The organism is Streptomyces sp. ITFR-6, assembly GCF_031844725.1.
Taxonomy (GTDB): Bacteria; Actinomycetota; Actinomycetes; order Streptomycetales; family Streptomycetaceae; genus Streptomyces.
This window is the reverse complement of the sequence record NZ_CP134614.1, coordinates 17611-37926: the sequence shown is the minus strand read 5'-3', so window position 1 is coordinate 37926 and position 20316 is coordinate 17611. Positions and strand designations below refer to the sequence as shown.

15 protein-coding genes and 3 pseudogenes are annotated in these 20316 nt (G+C 70.0%); 7 read left to right on the top strand and 11 right to left on the bottom strand.

Annotated features, from left to right (window positions below; genetic code table 11):
• Nucleotides 1–34: 34 nt before the first annotated feature.
• Nucleotides 35–607, bottom strand: coding sequence for a TetR/AcrR family transcriptional regulator (locus RLT59_RS38525; RefSeq protein WP_311308135.1), 573 nt, complete (start codon nucleotides 605–607; stop codon nucleotides 35–37).
• A gap of 145 nt (nucleotides 608–752) precedes the next feature.
• Here RLT59_RS38525 and RLT59_RS38520 point away from each other — a divergent pair, with 145 nt between their 5' ends.
• The 3 genes and pseudogenes from RLT59_RS38520 (at nucleotide 753) to RLT59_RS38505 (ending at nucleotide 4846) form a co-directional block, all read left to right on the top strand.
• The gene (locus RLT59_RS38520) at nucleotides 753–2222 is read left to right on the top strand and encodes an MFS transporter (protein ID WP_311308134.1); all 1470 of its coding nucleotides are present in this window, start codon (nucleotides 753–755) and stop codon (nucleotides 2220–2222) included.
• A 381-nt stretch (nucleotides 2223–2603) separates the two neighbouring features.
• Nucleotides 2604–3122 (top strand): HAD-IA family hydrolase, encoded by a 519-nt coding sequence (locus tag RLT59_RS38515; protein WP_311308212.1) that lies wholly within the window; start codon nucleotides 2604–2606, stop codon nucleotides 3120–3122.
• Between the two features lie 128 nt (nucleotides 3123–3250).
• Nucleotides 3251–4846 (top strand): annotated as a pseudogene (locus tag RLT59_RS38505) (IS4 family transposase).
• 100 nt (nucleotides 4847–4946) lie between these two features.
• Here the strand turns inward: RLT59_RS38505 and RLT59_RS38500 are convergent.
• Complete coding sequence (locus RLT59_RS38500) at nucleotides 4947–6527, bottom strand: aldehyde dehydrogenase (NADP(+)) (protein ID WP_311308132.1); 1581 nt, start codon at nucleotides 6525–6527, stop codon at nucleotides 4947–4949.
• Between the two features lie 228 nt (nucleotides 6528–6755).
• Here RLT59_RS38500 and RLT59_RS38495 point away from each other — a divergent pair.
• Nucleotides 6756–7889 (top strand): annotated as a pseudogene (locus RLT59_RS38495) (IS110 family transposase).
• A 105-nt stretch (nucleotides 7890–7994) separates the two neighbouring features.
• Here RLT59_RS38495 and RLT59_RS38490 read toward each other — a convergent pair.
• The 3 genes from RLT59_RS38490 to RLT59_RS38480 all read right to left on the bottom strand — a co-directional run bounded on the left by RLT59_RS38490 (nucleotide 7995) and on the right by RLT59_RS38480 (nucleotide 11189).
• Nucleotides 7995–8435, bottom strand: a complete 441-nt coding sequence (locus RLT59_RS38490) for a MaoC family dehydratase (RefSeq protein WP_311308131.1) — start codon at nucleotides 8433–8435, stop codon at nucleotides 7995–7997.
• Nucleotides 8432–9835, bottom strand: coding sequence for an MFS transporter (locus RLT59_RS38485; protein ID WP_311308130.1), 1404 nt, complete (start codon nucleotides 9833–9835; stop codon nucleotides 8432–8434). The genes RLT59_RS38490 and RLT59_RS38485 overlap by 4 nt, the downstream gene beginning before the upstream one ends.
• Before the next feature lie 151 nt (nucleotides 9836–9986).
• Complete coding sequence (locus RLT59_RS38480) at nucleotides 9987–11189, bottom strand: CaiB/BaiF CoA transferase family protein (protein WP_311308129.1); 1203 nt, start codon at nucleotides 11187–11189, stop codon at nucleotides 9987–9989.
• Nucleotides 11190–11443: 254 nt separating this feature from the next.
• Here RLT59_RS38480 and RLT59_RS38475 point away from each other — a divergent pair, with 254 nt between their 5' ends.
• Nucleotides 11444–12499 (top strand): LacI family DNA-binding transcriptional regulator, encoded by a 1056-nt coding sequence (locus RLT59_RS38475; RefSeq protein ID WP_311308128.1) that lies wholly within the window; start codon nucleotides 11444–11446, stop codon nucleotides 12497–12499.
• Between the two features lie 41 nt (nucleotides 12500–12540).
• On the opposite strand, the gene RLT59_RS38470 is transcribed toward RLT59_RS38475, so the two are convergent.
• The 5 genes from RLT59_RS38470 to RLT59_RS38450 form a co-directional block, all read right to left on the bottom strand.
• Nucleotides 12541–13743 carry a fumarylacetoacetate hydrolase family protein gene (locus RLT59_RS38470; RefSeq protein WP_311308127.1) on the bottom strand — a complete coding sequence of 401 codons (1203 nt, stop codon included), beginning with the start codon at nucleotides 13741–13743 and terminating at the stop codon, nucleotides 12541–12543.
• 89 nt (nucleotides 13744–13832) lie between these two features.
• Nucleotides 13833–14993, bottom strand: coding sequence for a carbohydrate ABC transporter substrate-binding protein (locus RLT59_RS38465; protein WP_311308126.1), 1161 nt, complete (start codon nucleotides 14991–14993; stop codon nucleotides 13833–13835).
• Between the two features lie 256 nt (nucleotides 14994–15249).
• Nucleotides 15250–15855 (bottom strand): IS3 family transposase, encoded by a 606-nt coding sequence (locus tag RLT59_RS38460; RefSeq protein ID WP_311308125.1) that lies wholly within the window; start codon nucleotides 15853–15855, stop codon nucleotides 15250–15252.
• Nucleotides 15855–16118 carry an IS3 family transposase gene (locus RLT59_RS38455; protein WP_311302304.1) on the bottom strand — a complete coding sequence of 88 codons (264 nt, stop codon included), beginning with the start codon at nucleotides 16116–16118 and terminating at the stop codon, nucleotides 15855–15857. The genes RLT59_RS38460 and RLT59_RS38455 overlap by 1 nt, the downstream gene beginning before the upstream one ends.
• A complete protein-coding gene (locus RLT59_RS38450) occupies nucleotides 16115–16423 on the bottom strand; it encodes a transposase (protein WP_311308124.1) in 309 nt (102 codons plus the stop codon). Before RLT59_RS38450 ends, RLT59_RS38455 begins: the two co-directional genes overlap by 4 nt.
• Between RLT59_RS38450 and RLT59_RS38445 the strand changes: the two genes are divergently transcribed.
• Together RLT59_RS38445 and RLT59_RS38440 are read left to right on the top strand one after the other, a co-directional pair.
• On the top strand, nucleotides 16316–17260 hold the full coding sequence (locus RLT59_RS38445; protein ID WP_399127159.1) for an amidohydrolase family protein: 945 nt from the start codon (nucleotides 16316–16318) through the stop codon (nucleotides 17258–17260). The two genes, RLT59_RS38450 and RLT59_RS38445, sit on opposite strands and share 108 nt — an antisense overlap.
• 46 nt (nucleotides 17261–17306) lie before the next feature.
• Nucleotides 17307–17846: pseudogene (locus RLT59_RS38440) on the top strand (patatin-like phospholipase family protein); the annotation flags it as partial.
• 23 nt (nucleotides 17847–17869) lie between these two features.
• On the opposite strand, the gene RLT59_RS38435 reads toward RLT59_RS38440, so the two are convergent.
• A complete protein-coding gene (locus RLT59_RS38435) occupies nucleotides 17870–19615 on the bottom strand; it encodes a transposase (RefSeq protein ID WP_311308123.1) in 1746 nt (581 codons plus the stop codon).
• Between the last annotated feature and the right edge of the window lie 701 nt (nucleotides 19616–20316).

Below are 20316 nucleotides of genomic sequence, written 5' to 3'. Positions count from 1 at the left end.
CCTCGCCCCGGTGCCACGAGGACGCGTCCGACGGTCACAGCAGCCGGTCGACGAGCCCGTCGACGTAGTCAGGGGTGAGCTCCATGCCGAACAGGACGCGGATGTACATCGGGGCGAGGACGTGGTCCAGCACGTCGAGCGCGGCGGGGGTCCTCTCGCCGCGCTCGACGGCGCGGTCGAGCATGGACTGCATCTGCCGGGTGCGTTCGTCGCGCAGGCTGTCACGCGCCTGCCGGCCCAGCCGGTCCTGCTGGCCGGTGCCGGTCAGGGCGACGGCGAGGCGCACGAGCGCCAGACCGTCGGGTCCGGTGATCTCCCGGGCGACGTTGGCCGCGTAGGCGTGCAGGTCACCAGCGAGGCTCCCGGTGTCCGGCATGGGTGACTGCGCGTTGAGGCGGGTGAGCGCCACCTCGGAGAGGAGGTCCTCCAGGCTTCCCCACCGGCGGTAGATGCTGCTGTCGGCCACACCCGCGCGGGCTGCGACCTCTCCGACGGTGAAGTGGCCGTAGCCCCGCTCACTGATCAGAGCGGTCACCGCCTGGTGCACCTGTGCGCCGACGCGGGCGCTGCGCCCGCCGGGCCGTCGGGTTCGCTGTCGGTCGTCCATGCTTCCACCTTAACGCAGTCGAGACTTGCGTTTAAGGGTACCTCTCCGTATTGTCTGCTAACGCAGCTACTGACTGCCTTAAAGCGTCCAGAGGCTGACCACGCCGGTCGTGGCCGGGCGCAATCGACGATTGAGAGGAATCCCCATGGCTGCATCGCCTGCGACAGTAGGCAGCCGACCTAACCGGGCCGTGCTGCTCGCGGTGACCTGCCTGGGCCAGTTCATGGTCCTGCTCGACAACACGATCGTCGGAGCTGCGCTGCCCGACATGCAGCACCGGCTCCACACGGAACTGACCGGCCTTCAGTGGATCGTCGATGCCTACGTACTCCTGGTCGCCATGCTGCTCCTGACCGGCGGCGTCTTCGCCGACCGGTTCGGCCGCAAGCGGATCTACCTGACCGGCGTGGCGGTGTTCACCGCCGCGTCACTGGTCTGCGCCCTCGCGCCCTCGGTCAGCTGGCTCATCACCGGCCGGGTACTGCAGGGCATCGGAGCCGCGGCCCTCGCCCCCGCCTCGCTCGCCCTCCTCGCCGCCGCCTACCCCGTACCGCAAGAGCGCATGAAGGCGATCGGACTGTGGGCCGGACTCAGCGGAATCGGCCTCGCCGCAGGCCCCGTGGCCGGCGGCGTACTGACACAGGCCTTCGGCTGGCCCGCCATCTTCCTCGTCAACCTGCCCTTCGGCGTGGGCCTGCTCCTGGTCGGCCTGCGCCATCTCGACGAGTCTCGCAACCCGAAGGCCCCCGCGATCGACATCCCCGGCACGGCACTGTCCGTCCTCGCCGTGGGCGTGCTGACCTACGGCCTGATCGAGGGCGGTGCCCGCGGCTGGACATCACCGGAGATCCTTGCCTGCTTCGCTGCCGCGGTGGTCTTCCTCGCCGCCTTCATCGCCGTCGAAGCCCGCCGCATCGCGCCCATGCTGTCCCTACGGCTGTTCAAGCAGCGCCTGTTCACCGTGTCCAACACCGCCATGGTCGTGGTCGGGTTCGCCCTCATGGGCTCCTCGTTCTTCTTCTCCCAGTTCTTCGTCTACGTCCAAGGCAGCTCGATCCTGCGCGCCGGCCTGCAGACCCTGCCCCTGTCCCTCGCCATGGTCGTCGTCAGCCCGTACGCGGGGCGGCTCGCCGCCCGCTACGGCTTCCGGGTCGTGGTCACCACCGGCCTCGCCCTGGCCGGCCTGGGCCTGATGGCACTCGGCACCGTCCACGCCGACACCGGATACGGCAACGTGTGGTGGCGCCTGGCCGTCGCCGGCACCGGATTCGCCCTGGCCATGTCCCCGCTCACGGGAGCCGCCATCCAGGCGGTCAGCCCGCAGGAAGGCGGCCTGGCCTCCGGCGTCAGCAGCACCACCCGGCAGATCGGTGCCGTCTTCGGCGTCGCGGTACTCGGAGCCATCGTCCGCTCCCGGCAGTCCGGCGGCGCCACCTTCGAGACCGGCCTCAACAGCGCCTTCCTCGCGGTCGGCATCGTCACCCTGGTCACCGCCGTGTTCACCGGACTGTGGCTGACAGAGCCCAAGCCTGCGGAGAGCCCCGCAGCACCGCGGCGTTCCACTGATCCGGAGACGGCCCCCACCCTGAACGAGGTCCCCGCGACCAGCCACTGACGTTGCCCCCCGGCCACGGCCGGAAGAGAGCACGCCGGGCCGCCATGAACGCGCTCCGCCCCGCCCCGGTGGGGCGGGGCGGGGCGCGTTCATGGAGTGGGCTTCGCCCAGGCGATCCGTTATTCGTTCCGTTCGTGGTCTCGGACCGGGCCACCACTCACCGCCACACCCGGATCCGGCGGCACCGCAGACGTCAGCCGCCACTCAACGTATGCGCTTCACGGAAAGTGAGCCAGAAGCCGAGAAATGAAGTCGCTCCTCTGCCGAACCTCCTCGACCTGGGGGTGCACCCTCCTGAGAGCATGCCGGTATGAAAATCTCCGCTGTGCTCTTTGATGTGGACGGAGTCCTGCTGGATTCAGCGGGCGCTCACCGGAAAGTCTGGAACTCCTGGTCCCTGGGAAAGCGCCTGAACCCCGAAAGGTATGGGAGCTCACCTTCGGGCGGCGCCCTGAGGACACCGTCAAGGAAGCGGCCGCCCATCTCGACCCAGCAGTTGAGCGGAAGGTACTCGACGAGCTGCTGACCCAGGAGAAGGACACGGTCATACCCGTCGAGGGAGCTACTGCCCTGCTGAAGGCGCTGTCCGGCAGCCCGTGGGCGATCGTGACCTCCGGCGACCGAGCCTTCGTCGAAGCCCGCTTCACCGCGGAGGGGCTCCCCCTCCCGGCCGTACAGGTCTATGGCAGCGACGTGGAACACGCGAAGCCCGCGCCGGACTGCTTCGCACTGGCCGCGTCCCGACTCGGCATCGCGGCATCGGAGTGTCTGGTCGTGGAGGATGCACCCGCGGGCATACGAGCTGCGGCGGCAGCCGGCTGCACCGTTGTCGGCCTGACCACAACCCACCCGGAAGAATCGCTCCGACAAGCACACGGGCCTTGCCCCAAGGCCGGGTAGTTAACGTTTCCGCAGGTCACGCAAGGGGTGTTGGCGGGATTCTGACGTGGAGCAACGGAGCTCGTTAGTACAGGCAGTCGTCCAAGACAGCTTGTTCCGAAGGAGCTCCGTTGCCGTCTCCTCATGTCCTGCCTGCCCCGGTGGTGGCCATCACCCGTACGGCCACTGTGGCCGCGGGCCGTTTTGCGCCTGGTCACCTGGGAGAATTGACGTCGATCGTGCCGTTCGAGCTGGTCGACGCGGTCTTGTCCGAGACCAGGACCGTGCAGCGGCGGCTGCGTGATCTGCCCTCGCGGGTCGGTGTCTACTTCCTCCTGGCCATGTGCCTGTTCTCCGAGGTCGGATACCGGCTGGTCCGGGACAAGATGACCGCCGGCCTGTCGGGGATGCCGGTCGCCTGCCCGAGCCCGAAGGCGTTACGTGATCTGCGGCGCAGGCTCGGCAGCGCCCCGGTTCGGTCGTTGTTCGAGGTGCTGGCCGGGCCGCCGGCCCAGCCCAGGACGCCGGGGTGCGATTCGGTCCGTACCGGACGGTGTCGTTCGGCGGCTGCAGTTCGACCAAGGTGCCGGACAGCGAGCGCAACCGGGGCTGGCTGGGAAAGTGCACGCACGGCGGGTATCCCCAGGTTGAGTTGATGACGCTGGTCGAGACCGGCACCCGGGCCGTGATCGGTGCGGTCTTCGGCCCCACTCGGGAGGGCGAAACCTCTTACGCCACCCGGCTGTTGCAGCATCTGAGCCCCGGGACGCTGGTGCTGTGGGACCGGGGCTTCGACGGCAACGGCTTCCTCGCCGCGGTGCACGCCACCGGCGCACAGGTCCTGAGCCGTATCAACAAGCGTCGTCGCCCGCCGGTCCTGAAACCGCTCCCGGACTTTTCCTACCTCTCGGTCATCGGTGGCGTCCGGGTGCGCATCATCGAAGCCCAGGTGAGCATCACCTGCACGGACGACAGCACCTTCGACGGCTCCTACCGTCTGGTGACCACGCTCCTTGACGCCCGCCGTTATCCCGCCGACCACCTCGTGCGTCTCTATCATGAGCGCTGGGAACACGAGAGCGCCTATGACGCCTTGCGCCACACCATCCTGCACGGGCGGGTCCTGCGCTCGAACGCCGAGCAGGAGATGTGGTCCCTGCTCACCCTCTACCAACTCCTGCGCCGCCCCATGGTCGAGACGGCGGAGTCTCAGCTGGGTGCCGATCCCGACCGATGCGGCTTCACCATCGCTCTTCAAACGGCCCGTGACCTCCTGGTACGCGCTCAGGGGGTCCTCGAGCAAGGCATCGGGGAGATCGGCCGCCGGCTCTTGTCGGCTCTCTCACCCGCGGTGAACCCGGATCAGCACCCGCAAGGTGAAGTCCCCCATCTCCCGTTACACGGAGCGGAAGATGGACGGCCGCCCCGACGGCAGTCGGACCGTGACATCCATGACAGTCACACTCCTGCCGCCGCCGGTCCCGGAGCCTGCACTGCCCGCGGTGACCATTCCGCAGTACGTCGCCCCAGGCAAGACCAGCAGCCGCATGGCACGCGTCCTGGCCATCCTTCAGGCAGAACCCGAACGACACTGGCGGGCACGGGAGATCGCCGAGCTCCTCGGCGATGTCACCCTCGTTGCCACCTACCGGCAACTCGCCCGCTGGACAGAGAGAGGACTGATCGAGAGAGTCCGTACCGGCCGCTACGCGGCAGCTCCACCCAAAGCAACACCCCTTGCGTAACCCGCGAAAACGTTAACTACCCGGCCTTGGGGAGACTTCACCTGAGTGTTGGAAGACCCCGAGGCAACGAATTCTGCGTCTACTGAGGGTCAGCAGACGGTCAGCTCCGGTCGGCGACGCCGTCCACGCGGCGGGGGAAGCCGAGGGGGTTGGCGTCGACCAGCTCAAGGGGCAGCAGTCCGGGCGGGGCGTCCTGGTAGCAGACCGGGCGCAGGAAGCGCTCGATCGCGGCCGTGCCGACGGAGGTGCTGCGGCCGTCCGAGGTGGCCGGGTAGGGTCCGCCGTGCACTATGGCGTGGCCGACCTCGACCCCGGTGGGCCAGCCCGTGAACAGCAGCCGGCCCGCCCGGTCCTCCAGTACGGGCAGCAGGGCGCGAAGGGTGTCCTGGTCGCCCCCGCCGTGCCGCAGTGTGACGGTGAGCTGGCCTTCCAGGACCACGGCGACGGCGTGCAGCTCCGCGAGGTCCGTGCAGCGCACCAGCAGCGCGGCGGCCCCGAACATCTCCTCGGCGAGCTCCGGGCGGTGCAGGAAGTCCGCGGCGTCAATTTCGTAGAGATGGGCCCGCGCCTGCCGGGGGTGCGCGGCCTGGGCTCCGGTGGCCCGCTCGCGGACCCCGGGGGCGGCGGCGGTCCGGGCGGTGGCCTTCTCGTAGGCGCAGCGCACCGTGTCCGTGAGCATGGTTTGCGCGGGCGCTCCGGCGACGGCCGGGTCGGCGGCCTGGGTGAAGGCGTCCAGGCCGGGGCCATCGACGGCGACGAGCAGGCCGGGATTGGTGCAGAATTGCCCGGCGCCGAGGGTGAGGGAGGCGGCGAAGCCCCGGCCCAGCCCTTCGGCGTCCTCCTCCAGCGCCCCGGGGAGCAGGAAGACGGGGTTGACGCTGCTCATCTCGGCGTACACCGGTACGGGGACGGGGCGTCCCGCCGCGGCCCGGGTCAGGGCGAGGCCGCCCGCGCGGGAACCGGTGAAGCCCACCGCGCGGATTCGGGGATCGGTGACCAGTGCCTGCCCGAGCGCCTCGTCCCTGCCGAAGACCAGGGAGAAGACGCCGCGGTGCAGACCGCTGTCCCGGACGGCGGCGGCGATGGCGGAGGCGACCAGTTCGGCCGTACCCAGGTGGGCGTGGTGGCCCTTGACCACGACCGGGCAGCCTGCGGCGAGTGCCGCGGCCGTGTCACCGCCCGCCACGGAGAAGGCGAGCGGGAAGTTGCTGGCGCAGAAGACGGCGACCGGCCCCAGGGCGATACGGCGCTGGCGCAGATCGGAGCGGGGGGCGGGGACGCGGTCGGGCAGCGCCGGGTCGATGCGGACCCCGGCCCAGGCGCCCTGGCGGACCTCGGTGGCGAAGAGCCTCAGCTGTCCGGTGGTACGGGCCACCTCGCCGGTGATCCGCGCCTCGGGCAGGCCGGATTCGGCGACCGCCCGCTCGATCAGGGCCGGGCCCAGGGCTTCCACCTGGTCCGCGATGCGCTCCAGCAGGACGGCGCGTACCTCGGGGTCGGCGGCCCGGAAGGCGGGTGCGGCCTCGGCGGCCAGGGCGCAGGCCCGTCCGACGTCCTCCAGGGTGGCCGACCGGTAGGCGGGGGTGAGCGTGGTGCCGGTGGTGGCGTCCACCGGGTCGAGTGGGGTGCCGTGGCCGGTGACGGGTATGGAGCCGAGGTAGAGCGAGCCGGTGAGGGACATGGTGGTCCTACCTTCTTAGTTGTGGGTCTGAGCTGGTCATTCGTAGGATCGGCGGGCCCAGGGGTCCTGGGTATGGCTGGCATGGTGCCGCCGTTGGATGGCTCAAGGAACTTGGCCGCCCGGGGCCCCGCGACGACTCGACCGCTAATTGGGAGACGCGACGCGATCGCTATGCAGGACAACGTCGGCGAGGTCGTCTGCCGGGTTGTGTACGACGAGCTGACGGAGGTGGCCGTGCCCGAGATCTGGGCCGGAGTGGACATCGGCAAGGAGCATCACCACTGCGTGGTGATCGACGCCCAGGGCACGCGGCTGTTGTCGCGGAACGTGCTGTGGGCGGTGGATATCAACCACGGTGGGGCCGCGCTCCTGCTCGGCCTGCTTGTCAGTCACGACCAGCACGTCACCTACATCACCGGTCTGGCCGTCCACCGTGCTTCGGCGGGCTACCGGGGCCAGGCCAGGACCGACGCGAAAGACGCCGTCGTCATCGCTGACCAGGCCCGCATGCGCACCGACCTCGGCGTTCTGCGACCCGGCGACGAGATAGCGGTCGATCTGCGCACCTTGGTAACCCGCCGCACCGATCTGGTCTGCGACCGGACCCGGCAGACCAACCGACCGCGTGCCCAACTCCTGGAGATCTTCCCTGCGCTGGAACGCTCGCTGGACCTGACGAAGAAGGGCCCGGTCCTGCTGCTGACCGGCTACCAGACCCCGGCTGCGATCCGCCGCGCAGGAGCTGCCCGCATCACGACGTGGCTGAAGAACCGCAAGGTCCGCAGCAGCGGGGCCCTGGCCCGGAGCGTCGTGGAGGCGGCCGAGGCACAGTTCACCGCACTGCCAGGCGAATAGCTCGCGGCCGCGATGGTGGCCCGGCTCGCGAAGGGGGTGATGGCCCCCGATGAGGAGATCGCCGAGCTCGACGCTCTCATCGAGGGCCGGTCTCGCGAGCATCCGCACGCCGAGGTGATCCAGAGCCTGCCCGGCATGGACACCCTGCTGAGCGCGGAGTTCCCCGCCGCGACCGGCGGTGACATGGTCGCCTTCGGCAACGCCGACCGCTTGGCCGGCTACGCCGGTCTCGCCCCCGTCCCCCGCGACTCCGGACGCGTCAGCGGCAACCTCCACCGCCCGCGCCGCTACCACCGCGGCCTGCTCCGCGCCTTCTACCTCTCCGCCTTCGCCAGTCTCCGGAGCTGCCCCGCCTCGAAACGCTTCCACGAACGCAAGCGGGCCGAGGGCAAGGGGCACAAGCAGGCGCTGCTGGCGCTCGCCCGACGCCGGGCCAACGTCCTGTGGGCCATGATCCGCGACGGAGCGTGCTACCAAGCCACACCACCAGTCACGGCAGCTGCTTGACAACGTCATTGGGAAGTTCCTTCTGGTGCGCCGCCGGGACCGGGGCCGGGCCGGGCGTTCGAGTGGAGGGGTGGGGACCGGGGACCGGTGGCCGAAGGGGCGGGTTCAGGCCCGGCGGTCCACCGCGAGGATGTGGCGGCAGAAGAGCACGGTCTCGCCGCGCTGGTTGACGCCCGTGTACTCCTTGGTGACCAGCCCGATCTTCGGGCTGCGGTGCTCGGCGATGTCCACCACCACGCTGGTGGCGGTCACGGTGTCGCCCGCCATCACCGGCTTGGGGAATCGGATGCGCTCGTACCCGTAGGCGACCGCGCGCGGGTTGTACTCGACGGTGAGCCCGACGACCAGCCCGAAGGTGAGGGCTCCATGCACGAGCCGCCCGCCGAAGCGCTCCTCGGCGAAGGCCCGGTCCATATGGGCGGGGTGGAAGTCCTGGGTGAGCCCGGCGAAGGTGTTGACGTCGGACTGGTCCAGGGTCCGCGAGCCGCCGCCGCCCTGCTCACCGAGCGCGTAGTCCTCCCAAAACCGCTCGGTCAGACGCGTCACGGCCGCACCGCCGTTCGCTCGGCGTCCGTCGTCCGAGTCGCCCGCCTGGTGTCCGGCGCGGTCCAGGACTCGTCGGATATGTAGCTGTCCGGGTCGAGCTGGAGCGCGTCGGAGCGGAAGTGGCGCGAGTAGTGGACGGAGAGCAGCGCGATCGTGGCGTAGACGACCATGCAGACGGCGATCGGCCACCAGTGGCCGGCGGCAGCGAGCAGCCCCGTGGCCACCAGGGGAGTCGTGCCGGCCAGCAGGGCGCCGCTGGTCTCGCGGGCGAAGGCGATTCCGGAGTAGCGGATCGCGGGCGGGAACATCTCGGTGAGGAAGGCAGCCTGGGCGGCATAGCAGACCGCGACGGCGCCGACGAAGCAGATCACGATGGCCGCGATGATCAGCGCGGTGTTCCCGGTGTCGATCAGCAGGAACATCGGGAACGGCCAGATGATGCCGAAGCCGGTGCCGTACAGGAACAGTCGACGGCGGCCGATGCGGTCGCCCAGCGCCCCGAAGTAGGGCATGAGCGCCGCCCCGGAGAGCAGGACCGTCGCGTTGATGCCGAGCGCCAGTCCGGCGGACAGCCCCACGTCCTGGGTGAGGTAGCTCAGAATCCAGACCTGGGGGATGTAGGAGTAGCCGCTGAGGATCACGTTGCTGCCCAGGGCGGCGGCCAGGCGCCGCTTCTCGGTGCGCAGGAGCCGGGCGAGCGGCACGCTCTCGGCCGCGGCGGCTTCCTTGGTGGCGGTGAACGGCTCGGTCTCCTCCACCCGGCGGCGAATGTAGAGCGAGATACCCAGCAGGGCGACGCTGAACAGGAAGGGCACCCGCCAGCCCCAGGTGTAGAAGGAGTCCCCGGTCAGGGTCAGCATGAGCTGGAAGACCGCGAGGCCCAGGGCCGAGCCGATCCACACTCCGGCGCCCGACCAGGAGGCGTAGAAACCGCGGTGGCGCGCCGGGGCGGACTCCGATGAGAGGACGACGGCGCCCGCGTACTCGGCTCCGGCGCCGAGGCCTTGGAGCACACGGAGCAGGACGAGCAGGAGCGGCGCGAGCCAGCCGACGGTGTCGTAGCCGGGCAGCAGGCCGATGAGGGTGGTGCTGATGCCCATGAGGGCCAGGGTGACCATCATGACCGGCTTGCGGCCTATCTTGTCGCCGAGGTGTCCGAAGACCATGCCGCCGAAGGGCCGTGCGAAGTAGCCCACGGCGAAGGTGGCGAAGGCCGCCATCAGACCGACGAACGCGTCGTCGGTGCCGAAGAAGTACTCCTTGAAGATCAGTGTGGCGGCCGCGCCGTACAGACCGAAGTCGTACCACTCGACGAGGCTGCCCACCGCGGAGGCGGAGGCGGCCCGCCGGGCGCGGACTGCCTGCTCCCGCTCGGCGGCGAGGTATGGGGATGTATCCATGATTGCTCCATTGCTGTGATGGACCATCTCACGTTTCGGAGTGCTCAGCCCTTTCCGCTGCTGTGCTGTCCGGTGGGATGCGGTCCCGTGGGGACGGGGGCCGTGGGGACGGGGGCCGTGGGAGGGTGCGACCGAGGTCGCGGGTGGGGGCTCAGGCGTCGCCGGCGGGCGCGGCGTGGACCACGCCTTCCTTCTCCAGACGGCGGATGTCGTCGCGGGTGAAGCCGAGGTCGCGCAGCACCTCGCGGGTGTGCTCACCGTTGCGCGGGGCGGGTCGCTCGACGCTCTGGGGGGTGGCGGTCAGCCGGAAGGGGAAGCCCGGCGTGGTCACCCGCCCCTCGGTGGGGTGGTCGTAGCTGACGAATGACTGGTTGTGCTCGACCTGCGGGTCCCGCAGCAGCGCGTCGTAGTCGTAGACGGGGCCGCACCAGATCCCGGCGGCGGCGAGCTTCTCCAGCCAGTGGTCGGTGGTGCCCCGGCGCAGGTGCTCCTCGACGAGGCCGGAGATCAGGTCGCGCCGGGTGAAGCCGTCGCGCTCGGCGTCCAGACCGGCCAGCCGGGGTTCGTCCAGTGCTTCGGCGAGGACGGCGGGCTCGGCGAAGGAGAGGGCCAGATAGCCGTCGGAGGTGGGGAAGACACCGTACGGCGCCCGGATGTAGCTGTGGGCGTGGATGTGCTCACTGCGTGTCTGTGGGACGCCGCCGACGGTGTGGACGCTGATCTCCTGCATCTGGGCGGCGATGATCGCGTCCAGCATGTTGACTTGGACGAGCTGGCCCTCACCGGTGCGCAGCCGGTGGAAGAGGGCGGCCATGGCCCCTTCGAAGGCGGAGTACGCGGCGAAGGCGTCGACCAGGAAGAAGGGCGCGGGGGAGGGCGCCTCCCCGGGCCGGCCGGCGCTGAACAGGGCGCCACTCATGGCCTGGAGCAGCACGTCCTGGCCGGGGCGCTGGGCGTAGGGTCCCGTCTCGCCGTAGCCGGACACGGAGACGTAGACGAGGTCGGGTTTGATCGCGCGCAGGGTCTCGTAGTCGACCCCGAGCCGTGCGGCGACGCCGGGGCGGTAGTTCTGGAGGAAGACATCGGCGGTCTCCACCAGGCGGTGCACCGCGGCGATCCCCTCGTCGTTCTTGAGGTCGACCGAGATGCTGCGTTTGTTGCGGTTGAGGGACAGGAAAGACGCGTTGACCTCGTTGCCCTGGGCGCCTCCGGCGGACGCGTGGCGCTGCCATTCGCCCGCGAGGGGCTCGACCTTCACGACGTCCGCACCGAGGTCCGCCAGCTTCATGGCGGCGAACGGTCCCGACATCGCAATCGACAGGTCGAGGACCCGGATCCCTTCGAGCACCTTCATGAGATCACCTCTGTCATTTTATGGACATATATGGTCCGCTTTGCGCCTAAATACAGGGAAACCTTCCAGGCGATGCGCAATACGTTAGCGCTACCGATAGCGCTAACAAAACCCCTTGCGCGAAACTTCTACGACACGAAAAGGCAACATCGCGCAGGGTGACCGCGGGGCGTCATCGCGCGGCCGGCCCGTTGCGTAGGGTGGTAGCGACCCGGGGCCGACAACCCGGCGTACCAGGCGGGAGCGAACAAGCGATGACCAGCGCTACGGACCGTCCGCGAGAACCGGTCCGGCGACGGTCGGCCACCCGGTCGGTCACTCTGCGGGACGTCGCCGAGCAGGCGGGGGTCTCCGCGCAGACGGTCTCGCGAGTGCTGCGGGTGCCTGAAGAGGTCACGGCCGTGACCCGGGCCCGGGTGGAGCGGGCGATCCAGGAATGCGGTTACGTCCCCAACCTGGCGGCCCGCAATCTGGCCTCCAACCGCAGCAAGATCGTGGCCACGGTCATCCCGTCGCTGTCCGCCTCGATCTTCTCCGAGACCCTCACCGGCCTGTCCTCCGTCTTCTCCCCTGCGGGCTACCAACTCCTGCTCGGCTACACGGACTACGACGACCAGATGGAGGAGGACGTCATCCGTTCCCTCCTCGGGCGGCGGCCGGACGGCTTCGTGATGACGGGCGCGGTGCACCGCGAGAGCGTGGTACGTATGCTGCGCGCCTCCGGTGTCCCCGTGGTCGAGACCTGGGACTGGACCGCGGACCCCGTCGATCTGCTGGTCGGCTTCTCCAACGAGGACGCCATGCACGCGATGGTCGCCCACTTGTACGCCGCCGGATACCGGACCCCGTGCTTCGTGGGCTCGCTGCTGCCGGGCGACCACCGCTCGCTGCGCCGCCTCAGCGGCTACCGCCGGGCCGTCGCCGAGCTGTGGCCCGGCACCGAGCCCCGGGTGGTGGACGCGGCACCGCACCCCCTCACCTTGTCCTCGGGGGCGGAACTCCTCGACGTAGCACGGCAGTCGTTCCCGGAGGCCGACGTCCTGGTCTTCTCCACCGATGTCTATGCCGGAGGGGCACTGCTGGCCGCCTCGGCGCAGGGGCTGCGGGTCCCGGAGGACATCGCCATCACCGGATTCGGGGACTTCGAGCTCTCCGGGATGCTGCGCCCCGGGCTGACCACCGTGACCCTGCCGAACGCCACGATAGGGCGCGAGGCCGCGCACCTGCTGCTCGACAAGATGCGCGGCAACCAGCCCGAACGCTCCGTGGTCGACCTCGGGTTCACGATCCGCAGCCGGGGCAGCGCCTGACCCTCCGGCACGGCGCGCGCCGGAAGGGCCGGCTCCCCGGATCAGAGCAGGCCGCGGCGGGCGAGCCCGGTCATCAGCTTGCGCAGTCCGAAGTCCCAGCGAGGGCACGCCTCACTGTGGTCCACCTCATGCACCAGGCTGCCCAGGGCGGCGGTGGAGATCCGCACCACGTCCCCCGGGCGGTGAGTGAAGCCGCCGCCCGCCTCGTCGCGGTCCTCGGTCGGCGCGAACATGGTGCCCAGCATCAGGACGGCCCCGTCCGGGTACTGGTGGGCGTCCCCGAACAACTGGCCCACCAGGTCAGCCGGATCACGGCTGATCTCGCTGTGCGGGGAGGACCCGGTGAGCGTGTAGCCGTCGCGCCCGGTGATCGACAGCCCGACGGTGGCCGCGCGTACGTCGTCCAGGCCGCAGGTGGCATCGAAGAGCCGGATGAAGGGGCCCAGCACGCAGGAGGCGTTGTTGTCCTTGGCGCGGGGCAGCAGCAGCGCCGACCGCCCCTCCACGTCCCTGAGGTTGATGTCGTTGCCGAGGGTGGCGCCCACCACCGCGCCTGCGGAGGAGACGATCAGCGCGATCTCCGGCTCCGGGTTGTTCCAGCGCGAGGAGCGCAGCACACCGGCCCGGCTGCCGACGCCCACCGCCGAGAGTGGCAGCGCCTTGGTGAAGATCTCCGCGTCCGGCCCGAGCCCGACTTCGAGGTACTGGCTCCACCGGCCGCGCTCGACCAGCAGCCGCTTGACCTCCGCCGCCTGCGCTGAGCCGGGCCGCAGCCCCTTGAGGTCACCGCCGACCAGCGCGGTCAGCTCCGCCCTGGCCTCCGCCGCGGCCCCGGGGTCACCGGCCGCACGCTCCTCGATGAGCCGCTCCAGCATGGAGACGACGAACGTCACCCCGGCCGCCTTGACCGGCTGGAGGTCCACCGGTGCCAGGAAGCGCGACGCCGACGGGTCCTCCGGCCGGGCGCAGCCGCCCGCCAGGAACTGGTCGACATCGCCGACCCGCCGACCCTCGGCCGCCGCCAGCGCGGCTGCCGGATCGGGCCGTTCACACAGGTCGGCGACGGTCGGGAAGTCTCCGGAGACGTCGTACACGCCCCCGCCCCGGATCGCTGCGGGGGACGGCCCGTTCACGGCCGGGTTCCAGATCCGGGCCAGTAGGGTGCCGGCGTAGCCGTCCTCGGGCAGCACATCGGCCGCGGTCAGCCGCAGCCCGGCGTATGTCGTGTCCAGATCGGTGGTCATGGGTGCTTCCTGCTTCTGTACGGGCGCGGGCGCGCGGTGGGGCCAGGCCGGGGCGGCCGTGGCGGGTACCCGGTGCGGGGCGTGGGGTGTCAGGGGGCGGGGTCGAAGGCGGCGGCCGAGGGCATCGGCCGGGCGTGCCGCTCCCAGGCGTCGAGCAGCGCGGTGACGATGCCGGACGGCTGCTCACCGGCGAGCAGCCCGTCCCGCAACCGCGCGGACAGCGCTGTCTGGAGCACGGGCCAGCCGGGCAGCCGCGGCCGGACCCAGGCGGCCTCGGTGGTGGCCAGCGTGTCCTGGTAGAAGCCGCAGGCGTCGGCGTCTGCTGCCGGATCGGTCCATGCCTGGCGGCTGCCGGGCTGCCCCTCGTGTGCGGGCAGGAAGGAGGTCTGCGCCTGGGGGGACAGCAGACCGGCGAGATGCTCCACCAGCTCCGGGGAGAGCCGGGCCCTGCGGGTCACCGCCAGCCCGGTACCGCCCAGCACGCTGCCGAGCGGCCCGCCGGGCAGCAGACGCGGTACGTCGGCGAAGCGGACGGGGGCGCCCGCGTCGCGCCGGGAGTAGTTGACGTAGCCGTAGACCAGGGGGCAGTAGACCAGGCGCCCTTCGGCGATGCGGCCCAGCAGGGCGATCGGGTTCAGCGCGGCGGTGGCCGGGTCGGTCCGGGCGAACAGCTCCTCCATCGCCTCCACGGCACGCCGCCCCGTCTCCTCGGAGACCAGGGGACGTCCCGGCTCGGTCGCGGGGGCCTCGCCCAGGGCGTTGCAGAGCGACAGGAAGGTCAGCAGCGCGTGCGGCCCGCCCAGCGACAGCGCCACTGGGGCGCGGCCTGCCAGCTCTATGACCTCCGCCCAGGTGCCGGGCAGCTCCGGGAGGGCGGCCCGGTGCCCGGCGGCGACCTGGGTGGCGGCGTCCAGCGGCGCGGCCCAGTGGCGACCCGCGAAGCGGTAGGAGCCGCCGGAGGCACCCACGGCCCCCCCGGCCCAGGCCCGCACCAGCCCCTCGGGGAAGACCTCCTCCAGCGGACGCAGGCACCCCGCCGCCAGCGCGTCACCGAGGTGCGGGTGGTCCAGGACCACCAGGTCGTAGGCGGCGCACAGCTCCTCGATCGGATGCGACTCGAAGCCCTCCAGCGGTTGGCTCTCCCAGACGAGCCCGTCGCCGTCGGCGTTCGAGGAGAAGTCCTCGGCGGCCCGGCGCAGTGCCGCAGTACCCCGGGGGTGGTCCCAGGTGAGTCCTAGGTATGTGGTCATCGCGCACCGTTCCTTTGTGGTTCTCGTCCCGTTCGGCGGCGCTCACGACGCGATGGGTTAGCGCTACCGATACCGCTAACATAACGGAGTGTCGCCAGAGGCGGAAGGGTTCGCGCAGCGACACCGCGCCGGGGCGCGACCCCATGACGACCGCGACCCCATCACGACAGGGAGCAGCGGACAGTGATGTGTTCGCTGGTCAGGCTGAAGTCGAACTGAGCTTGTTCCGCTTTGGCGGACACCATGTGTGTGGTGGTCAGGCTGCGCGTGCGGTCTCGTATGCGGCGGGACTGCGGTAGCCGAGGCTGCCGCGCAGACGGTGCAAGTTGTACCAGCCCTCGATGAAATCGAAGATCGCGGTGCGGACGGCAGCCCGGCTGGGCCAGGAGCTGGTGCCGAGCAGCTTTCTTTTGATGGTGGCAAAGAACGACTCGGCGAGTGCGTTGTGCCAGCACTGTCCGGTGCGGCCGACCGACAGGCGTGCTCCCAACCGGTGTGCGGGCGTCGCGAGTTGATGGCTGGTGTATTGGCAGTCGCGATCCGAGTGAAAGTTCACCGGACCGCTGGGGCGGTGCTTTCGGCAGGCGGCCGTGAGGGCATCGGCGGCCAGATCGGTCCGCAGGTGGTCGGCCGTCACCCAGCCGACCACGCGGCGGGAGGCGATGTCGATGACGGTGGCCAGGCAGAGCCAGTCCTCGTCTGTGGCGATGTAGGTGATGTCGCCGCACCAGTGGGCGTCCAGGCCGGCAGGATCGGGCTGGAGGTTGCGGGGGACGAGATCGGGCCGCAGGGCAGCCCGTGGATCAGGGATCGTCGTCCGGCGTCGCCCGCGGTGTCGGCCCCGCAGGCCGGCAGCGCGCATCAGCCGCGGACGCGTCGGCGGCCGCATCCGGCGTCCGCGTGCTTGAGCACGGCATGGACGCGCGGGGCGCCGTAGGTTCCCCGCGATCTCGTGTGGACGTCGGCGATCTGTTCCGCCAGTTCGGCGTCACGTACCGCGCGGGGGCCAGGCTTGGCGACGAGGCGGGCATAGAAGGCGGTCCGGGATGTTTTCAGCAGCTCACACGCTCGTTTTCCGCTGTGACCTGCACGCTTCTCCGGCTCGATGAACGGGTGCACCGTCACCGGGTCTCCTTCGCGAAGAAAGCCGTCGCACGCTTGAGGACCTCGACGTCCTCACGCAGTCGGCGGTTCTCCCGCCGCGGTGCGGCCAGTTCTTCCCGTTCGCTGCTGGTCAGGCCGTCGCGTTCGCCCGCTTCGACCTCTGCCTGGCTGACCCACAGCCGCACCGCGGTCTCGGTCAGATCGAAGTCCTTGGCGATCTGACCGACCGAGCGGTCACCGCGTCGGCACAGCTCGACGATCTCGGCCTTGAACTCCGGCGTGAACGAACGACGAGACCGAGGCTTCTTCTTCCCCATGCTCTCCATGATGGACATCCTCCCGGGGCAGAACCCCTGATCTCGAATGTCCGTCAAAGCGGATCAAGCCCACCTGCTGACGCGGTTTCCTTGAGCGTCCTGGCGAACGACACCGCGGCCTCGGCGGTGAACCGCTACCCGACGCGGTTCCGTGCACTCGCGACACTCCCCACTGCGGACCCGGACGCGGCGGCTGCGGAACTCGAACGAGCCGCGGCGCTCGGCTTCGTCGGCGCCATGGTCTATGGGCGAACGGGCGACGTCCCACTCGATGACCGCCGCTACGACGACCTGCTCGCCGCCGCCGCACTCCGCCAGCCGCTGTTCATCCACCCGCAGATCCCCTCCGCGGCACTCCGCGATGCCGCCTACTCCGGCTTCGACCCGCGGACCGGCCTCGCGCTGGCCACCTTCGGCTGGGGATGGCACCTTGAAGCAGCACGCTCCGTCCTTCGCCTCATCGCCAGCGGAGTGTTCGACCGCCACCCCGACCTCCAGCTCGTGCTCGGGCACTGGGGCGAACTCCTGCTGTTCTGGCTGGACCGCGCCGACGGTCTCGCACGCGTCGCCGGTCTCGAGCGAACCGTGTCCGAGTACGTGCGGTCGAACGTCCACATCGCCAGCTCCGGGATGCTCGACCCGACTAAGCTGCGCCACGTGCTCGAGGTCACCACGCCGGACCGGCTGTTGCTTTCCACTGACTTCCCGTTCCAGCGCCCGACCGGCGCGCAGATCGGCAAGTTCCTGACCGCGTTCCCCTCCGACGCTGCACGCGAGGCGTTCATGTCCGGGAACGCTCGAACCCTGTTCCGCATCGACGAGGCACTCCCGAGCATTCCCTCCTAAAGCGCAACCCCACAACCCGCAACTCGGCAACAGAAACGGATCGACCATGACCCCGCACAACGCTGCTTTCCCTACTCGCGCCCTCGTACTCGGCGGAGGAGGTGCCGTCGGCATCGGATGGGAGGTAGGCATGCTCCGTGGCCTCCTCGACGCGGGCGTCCCATTGAGCGACGCCGATGAGGTCCTCGGCACCTCGGCTGGCGCCCTGGTTGGCGCGCTGCTCGCCAGCGGACGAGACGTCAACGACGCCTTCTCCGCGCTCGCCGGCCTGGATGCGGCTATCGACCCCGCCACGATGGCGGCCGGCAACGACGCCTTCCTGGATGCCATGCGCAAGGCCAGCGCCAGCGGCGACGCGCAAGCCCTGGTGCTCGAGATCGGTCGGACCGCCCTGGCAGCCAAGACGATGGACATCGACCAGTACCTGCACCTGTTCGGCATCCTCGACGAAGTCGCCTGGCCGGCTCAGTTCCGCTGCACCGCCATCGACGCCGACACCGGAGAGCTGGTGGTCTTCGACCAGCACTCCGGCGTCCCCCTCCGAGACGCAGTCGCGTCCAGCTGCGTCGTGCCGGCGATCTTCCCCACCGTGCTGATCAACGGGGCCCGCTACATGGACGGGGGCATCCTCAGCCACCTGAACGCGGCCTCTATCAGGCCGAGTGATGCCGTCATGGTGCTCTCGTGCCACGCTCTCAGCAACGCAGACGCCACCGACCACGACGCGCGCGGCATGTCCCTGAAGACAGCCATCGCCCAGGTCGCTGAACTGCGTACCACCAGCCGGGTCGTGGCGATCGACCTCGACTTCGGAGACCTTAAGATTGGCCCGGAGCAGATGATGGACCCGCGCATCGCTGGCACGGCGATCGGGATTGGACAGCAGCAGGTTGAACGAGAAATCGCCGCCGTGCGGGCGCTCTGGGGTGAGTGACGGTAGCGGCAGCGCCGCATGCCGTGGCCGTGGGCGAACTCGTTGACCGTGCCCTCCACTCCGGAGCGGACCGCATAGCGGGCCTTCCACTCGGGCGTCTGCTGCTCGCTACGGACGCGAAGTTGCAGGTCGCGTAGTTCTCGCGAGGGAAAGCCCACAGTGCGCGCGCTGTCTGCGGTGCTGGTGGACTGCGCGCGGGCCGGGCAGGGGCGGCACTGGCTTTTGGTGAACCTGGCCACGATCAGCGGGGCCGCGGTGGGCGAGGACGTCGGGTAAGGGCCGTGCCAGCCTGCGCTGATCTGCCCCTGGGGGCAGGTGACCTGCTGGCGGTCGTAGTCGATGTGGAAGTCGTCCCGGGCGAAGCCCTCGTTCCGGCGGTGCCGGCGGGTGGGGTTGCCTGGCAGTGGTCCGGTGACGGTGACCTGGTGTTCACGGGCGGCTTGTGCCAGGTGAGGCAGGGAGGTGTAGCCGCCGTCGACCAAGTGCTCGGCGGGCAGCAGCCCGCGACGCGCCAGGCGGGCGTGGATGCCGGGCAGGGCCTGGCTGTCGTGGGTGGTGGCCACATCCGTGATCACATTCGGTCCGTCAGGAGCACAGGTCTCGGTCAGATGGGCGGAGAACCCCTTCCAGCTGATGATGTGCCCGTGGCGTGCGAAGCGGGCCGAGGTGTCGCAGGGCGAGACGGTCGCCCGGGACGAGGGCGGCAGTCCGGGCCCGTCTTCCTTCTCGGCGGTGCGCCAGCGCAGGTGTCCTGCGGCATCACGGTGGTAGTTCTGCACCACGATCTGGCGCAGGGCCTGGACGCGCGGGCCGGTCCTGTGGTCTGTTCCGTGCCGGTAGAGGTGCTCCAGGAGCCGGACGGCGTCGTTTCCGGTGGCGAGGATTCTGGTCCTGGGCTTGGTGGGATTCTTGCCCAGGCGGACCGGTCGGCCGTAGCGGAGCCCCCAGTCCTCGTCGACCAGCTCGTCGAGCAGGTGAGGGGAGGTGCCGGCGACTTCTTCGAGTGCGGCACGGACCGTCTCGGTGATCAGCTTCAGACGGGTCAGGTCCCGCACCAAGGCCAGGACGTGGGTGGAGTCGGTGCGCTGCGTGGTGCGCTCGCGCACCAGTCCGGCCTCCTTGAGACGGTCCAGCGCAAGGTCGAGAAGACGGTCGGGGCGGTCGTCTTCGGCGAGGCGATCACGGAAGTCCGCCAGCACGCTGTGGTGGAATCCGGCGTCGTCCAACTCCATGGCCATGGCGTATGTGAAGTCGATGCGGCAGCGAACTGCCTCGGCGGTCTGCCGGTCCGACAGGCCGAGCAGGAACTGCAGTACGCAGACAGTGGCCAGCTGAGCAGGCGAAAGCCCCGGACGCCCGTCCCTCGGGTACCAGTCGGCGAAATCCTCGTCGCACCACAGCCCGTCCAGCCGGTCACGCACCCATATCGCCGTCGTGCCACCCGGGTTGCTCGCCCGCGCGACCTGCGCGGTCAGAGGCGGAACGTGCTCACCAAAACGGGGGCGGAGAGACAACGGGCACCTCGACAGCTTCGTCAGTCGGCAGAACTACCCGAGCGTGCCCGTTGACCATGCTGTCGCACGGGGAAACTCCAAGATCCCCGACAGAGTCAAGCTGAGGGCAAGGCGGGATCTTGCGGCGCGGAGCCGGAAGAAGAGAGTCGCTGAGCCATGTCAGAAAACTGTCAGAAACCTGTGACCGCGCAGTGGTCGTCATCCATGAAAACCATGCGCTCCGTGCAGCGGCGGATACCACCGATCACCCCCGCACCGGGAGCCTTCCCCGAACCGGCGTCACCAGCAGTCCTGCTGGTGACGCCGGTGGATGCCTCTCCTTGCACCCTGGCCGGGATCTGGGCAGGACCACGCGGAGCAGCGGGCCATACGCCTCCGCGCCGTCCAGGTGAAGGAGCGCGGTGGGGGAGGGGCAGTGCTTGTGGGTGCCCTTGATCCTTTCCCCGCTGCTCTGGTGGCCCGTCACAGCGGCAAGCTTGTCCCGGTGACCGCTTAGCTTAGGGAACCCAGGACGGTACCGAGGTCGTCCAGCGGACGAACAAGGACAAGCCCAACCAGCAGTTCCGCCTCGGCTGAGCCCCACCCCGAAGGGCCGGCCGGCCAGCCGG